The organism is Dolichospermum lemmermannii CS-548 (assembly GCF_028330815.1).
Classification (GTDB): Bacteria; Cyanobacteriota; Cyanobacteriia; order Cyanobacteriales; family Nostocaceae; genus Dolichospermum; species Dolichospermum lemmermannii.
Map to the genome: position 1 here is coordinate 1 of NZ_JAQMTJ010000331.1, position 4,857 is coordinate 4,857.

Below are 4,857 nucleotides of genomic sequence, written 5' to 3' on the forward strand. Positions count from 1 at the left end.
AAAAAACACTTAAAAGTAAGTAGGCAACGGATTGAACACGCTAAAAAAATAGCGCGTAACGTATGCAAGTCTAACGACTTAGTGGCCTATGAAGATTTAAGGGTTTCAAACATGGTAAAAAATCATTGTCTAGCAAAATCAATTAGTGATGCTAGTTGGTATTTGTTCCGGCAATGGATTGAATATTTTGCTGTTAAATTTGACAAAATTACTATAGCTGTAGCACCACATTATACTTCTCAAAAGTGTTCTAGCTGTGGCGTAATTGTCAAAAAATCTCTATCAACTCGTACCCATAATTGTAGTTGTGGATGCGAATTGCATAGAGATACAAACGCCGCAGTTAATATTCTTAATCTCGCAAAAAATCGGGAGTTGAGCGAAGTCGAAACTAGGGGAGGGCATCCCCGAATTAACGCTACAGGAGTTGAAACCGCTACTCTGCTTGGTGTAAGCCTGGTTGAGCAAGTTTTGACTATGAATGTAGAATCCCCATGTCTTTAGACCGGGGAGTGTCAAAACAAATAAATATCTATCTATCCTGCTAAAGTAAGTGATGACTTTAGGAAGATCCGTCCGAATTATCGCTATGCTATGCTTCCGATAGCGTAGCTTGGCGTAAGCCATAACTGGATTAAGGACGCTAAATTACACATTTAGTGTATAAATGTGATATCTGGCGTTTTGATTTTCGTACAGAGCATCAAGGGAGTGACCAGATTAAAAAGAAATATACTTTGATCAGTCACACACTTGCTCTTTTCCTTTGTTTTTATTAAATCCCACAATGGGGTATGTCTTGTGCCGCAAGGAGTTTTTATGAATTCCGACCTGATGCCGTCTTCTGAATCCGCAAATTTAACAGCCTCTAACCAAGGCATAAAAGAGATTGAATCCCCTGTTAATGCTAATACATTAGCAGACCAATCCTCTAAACTGGAAAAATCCCTGACTGACTCTAATGGGCATTTGCCTAATCGAGAACAACCAATTCCACCTCCCAGTGAACCGACTCAATACCGAGCTATTGGGTTAATTCGCGGATGTTACCATGCTAGTGATGAACAGTTCACCCAGGGAACACTAATCACAAAAGATGGGGTTGAACTTAATGCCGTCCTCTTAGGTCGGATTATGAGTTTAGTCAAAAATCACTTAGACCTAGAAACAGAACATCTATGGGTAGTTTATCCCCGCACTAGACAAGAAAATGACGCATTGCACCTGCAAATTGTTGGTGTTTGGGAACCAGAAAATCTGGCCAAATATGAACTAGATGAAGCTGGTACAGATTCGACAGCAGTTTCTAATAACGGTAGCGTAGCGTTAAGCATTCATCCAAAACCCTCATCAGCAGTTCCTGATGGTGGCTTTTCTGTGCGTGGTGAGGTAGTTTACCAGTCTTTTGACGAAAAGAGTTTGGTTGTGAAAATCAAACAAGCTCCCCGTAAACCTACTGATAAAGCTAAATATTTTAAGTTGAAACTCAAGGGCGTATTAACTACCAAAGCTGTAGGTAAGTTCTGGGACTTCAATGTTAAACGGGAAAATGACGCATTAGTAGTAGTTAATGCCGAAGCGATCGCTGATTTACCCAAAAAACGCCGACCACCGTTCAAAGGAGCGCCTCGTGGTGGTGGTGGTGGTGGTGGTGGTGATAGAAGGCCATTCCCTCCCAGACGCAATGGCAATGGAGATGCCCCACGTCCCATTAAAAAGACAGCAGGTGATCCCACCGTCATCACCAAACCCATACCAAAAGCCCCCACTCCTATGCCAGTTAAAAAGCCTAAACCTGCTGGGGAATAGGTAATTGGTGATTGGTAATTGGTGATTGGTGATTGGTAATTGATAAAAACTATTACCCAGTCCCCAGTCCCCAGTCCCCAGTCCCCAATCTTAAAACTCCGTCCAACGGTCTTGGGGTAAAAAAGAACGTTCCATAGGAATTGGGGCTACTGGTTCAGTTAGAGTAAATATCCCTTCTTTAATCCACTGTTTCAACTCTTGGGCTACTTGTCGGGAAAGAAACAAACTGGCTAAAGAAGCTACTCGTACCGTCCTACCTTCAATAGTGATGCGTCCAGATTTAAGTTGAGCGTAACTCACTAAACCGAAGGTAGGACGGACACGACGAGGAATCGAAAAATCTACAATTGGTGCTACTAAATCCTTGTCTTGCACAGCACAGCGTTCTACCACACCAGCATTTAAAACTGGCAATGGTACACCCACACCCATCATTAAAGATGGTCCATAGCTTTTAAAATAACAGCCTCGTATCCATCGCGCATCCATTTGTTTAGCATCACCAATTAACGCCAAAGTTGCCGAAGGTCCAATAGGTGTGCGATTTTCTAACCGCTTTTGCAAGGGAAAATGTTGTGTCCCTTCCCAAGCCACATAACCAACACCCCCAGCCAAAAAAATCTTTGTCCCAATTCCTACAAGTTGTAAATCGGGGTCATTCAGGAGGGGGGAAAGCGAACCGGGGTTAGAATAAACCGCATTTCCTAAGCGGGGTTGCAATGGTCCTAGATAGGTATGTAGTGGGCGATCGCCTCCATTCACACCAACAATAAAATTTTGATAAAGATTGCGCGGATTAAATAAATAAAACTGATTGATAGTGTCACGGGTAACGGTGGTTTCAAATGTGGCTCTAGGGTAGCAATCGGTAACTTGTCCCACAGCGCGAACTTGGATAGATTTACCGGCAATTAAATCCTCAATCACATGACCACCACCACGTTCCCGCACGTCTTCCCCATCCAGAGAGTCAACTGGACAACTAGCACCTAAGTATAAATCCACAGCCCCAAAACCCGCATAAGCCGGGACTCCATCTAACCAGCAACGCCGAATTTTAATGGGTGGGTCAGTATGTCCTAAGTTAATAATTGCACCACTTGATTCCATTGGTTCAAATGTGCCAGTGGTAATTACATCTACTTCTTTGGCAGCTTTACTAACACCAATTTCCGCAACTCGCGCTTTTAACTCTTCAGCAGTCCAGACTACCGCCCGTTTTCGGGTGATTTTCTCATTAATTTCCGCAATTGTTCGCATTTTAAATTTATTTGAAGGACTATCGGTACACTGGGGGCGTTGACGATAGCCTGCTTAGGGGGGAGTCATTTTTAAGACCGTATTTTCAACCTCAGAGTGTCAATCCTCTACCCTGAGTTTAACGGAATCAGCATGAGAAGGTAAACCCTCCGTAGTTGCTAAGATGTCAATGGCAGATGCCACTTTTTCCAAAGCAGTTTGTGAGTATTGGATAATACTTGAGTGTTTTAAAAATGTTTCTACCCCTAAAGCTGAAGCATAACGGGCGGCACCGGAAGTAGGTAAGGTATGGTTAGGACCGGCTAAATAGTCTCCTACAGCTTCAGGTGTGGAACTACCCAAGAAAATTGCCCCAGCATGGCGAATTTGGTTCATTAAAGCCCAAGGATCAGCAACTTCTAATTCTAGGTGTTCTGGTGCAAACTCGTTGGCAAGTTCGGCGGCGGCTTCCAGGGATTCCACCACGACGATTAAACCATAATGGGCGATCGCTTTTTCCGTATCTATCCGCCGTGGGTGATCCACCAATTGTCTTTCCACCGCCATTTGTACTTTTTTTGCCAACCCCGCATCTGTTGTCAGCAAAATTGCGGCCGCCATAGGATCATGTTCTGCTTGAGCTAACAAGTCAGCCGCTACATAGGCAGGATTAGCTGTTTCATCAGCAATTACCAGCACTTCGCTCGGACCTGCTAAAGAATCAATTCCCACCGTTCCATAAACCAACTTTTTCGCCAAGGTGACATAAATATTCCCTGGTCCTGTAATGACATTAACCTTGGGAATGGTTTCTGTGCCATAGGCTAAAGCCGCGATAGCTTGAGCGCCACCCACACGGTAAATTTCCTGAACTCCTGCTTCTTGGGCCGCTACCAAAACCGCAGGATTCACCATTTTACCGCCTCTAGCAGGTGTCACCATCACCACACGAGGGACACCAGCCACTTTTGCCGGAATGGCGTTCATTAACACTGTACTGGGGTAACAAGCCCGACCGCCTGGGATATATAAACCTGCTCGGTCTACGGGGGTATAGCGTTTGCCTAAAACTACTTGATCATCACCAAACTGTACCCAGCTTTTGGGAACTCGCTGACGGTGAAAAGCTTCTATTTTTTGGCAAGCGAGGCGAATCGCCTGGAGTAAATCCTTGGATACCTGTTGGTAAGCTGCATCCAGTTCTGAGCCTGTTACTTTGAGTTCTTCTGGTTTGAGGATTTGGTGATCAAATTCCGCTGTATAATGTAGTACAGCTTTGTCACCTTGGCGCTTCACCGCTTGCAACACTTCGCGGACTGTTGCTTCTTTATGAAGTACCTGTTCATCCTGGGTGCGATCGCAGATCCGTTGCAGTTCTGATCTAACGTCTGCCTGCTGAGTAATAATTCGCAGCATGGAGTAATGACAATGCCAAATTTTACAATATTTTGATTTTAAGAACCATTTGGGCTTTTTACTTGCTACTACAACATTGCGTCAGTAGAAAAACCATTCAAAATAGCTAAAAAGCCTAACATATAAGCTTTTTGACCTTTGATTTTTGACTTTTGACTTCCGCTCTGCGGTGTTAGGGTCTAAAGCTGGATATGATTCTCTTCTCTAGCTTAACCTGGATTTTTTCTGATACTACTTTATAAAACTCGGACAACCGTTCTATAAAACTTACCCAAAATTACCAAAGTCTAGACACATCTGGACAGCGATAACCTTAGTGTTTACTTCCTGCTTCATCACGGTCTTAGAATGGCTTCTAAGAGGTTTTTCCGCTCCACAGGCAATCTCGGTAGA

4 protein-coding genes are annotated in these 4,857 nt (G+C 43.8%); 2 read left to right on the forward strand and 2 right to left on the reverse strand.

The genetic code is table 11. The annotated features are described in order from the left end of the window. Nucleotides 1–504, forward strand: a 504-nt coding sequence (locus tag PN450_RS23885) for an RNA-guided endonuclease InsQ/TnpB family protein (protein WP_271837777.1), incomplete at its 5' end; no start/stop codon positions are given. Between the two features lie 315 nt (nucleotides 505–819). Continuing rightward, nucleotides 820–1,809 carry a hypothetical protein gene (locus tag PN450_RS23890; protein ID WP_271837778.1) on the forward strand — a complete coding sequence of 330 codons (990 nt, stop codon included), beginning with the start codon at nucleotides 820–822 and terminating at the stop codon, nucleotides 1,807–1,809. A 90-nt stretch (nucleotides 1,810–1,899) separates the two neighbouring features. Here PN450_RS23890 and PN450_RS23895 read toward each other — a convergent pair whose 3' ends face one another. After that, the gene (locus PN450_RS23895) at nucleotides 1,900–3,069 is read right to left on the reverse strand and encodes a homocysteine biosynthesis protein (RefSeq protein WP_148764610.1); all 1,170 of its coding nucleotides are present in this window, start codon (nucleotides 3,067–3,069) and stop codon (nucleotides 1,900–1,902) included. Nucleotides 3,070–3,168: 99 nt separating this feature from the next. Next, entirely contained in the window at nucleotides 3,169–4,464 is a 1,296-nt protein-coding gene (gene hisD, locus PN450_RS23900) for a histidinol dehydrogenase (RefSeq protein WP_168632343.1), read from the reverse strand. Between the last annotated feature and the right edge of the window lie 393 nt (nucleotides 4,465–4,857).

Excerpts from the sequence above, each read along its gene's own strand:
- PN450_RS23890 (WP_271837778.1), top strand. The coding sequence starts at position 820 with ATGAATTCCGACCTGATGCCGTCTTCTGAATCCGCAAATTTAACAGCC.
- PN450_RS23895 (WP_148764610.1), bottom strand. The coding sequence starts at position 3,069 with ATGCGAACAATTGCGGAAATTAATGAGAAAATCACCCGAAAACGGGCG.
- hisD (WP_168632343.1), bottom strand. The coding sequence starts at position 4,464 with ATGCTGCGAATTATTACTCAGCAGGCAGACGTTAGATCAGAACTGCAA.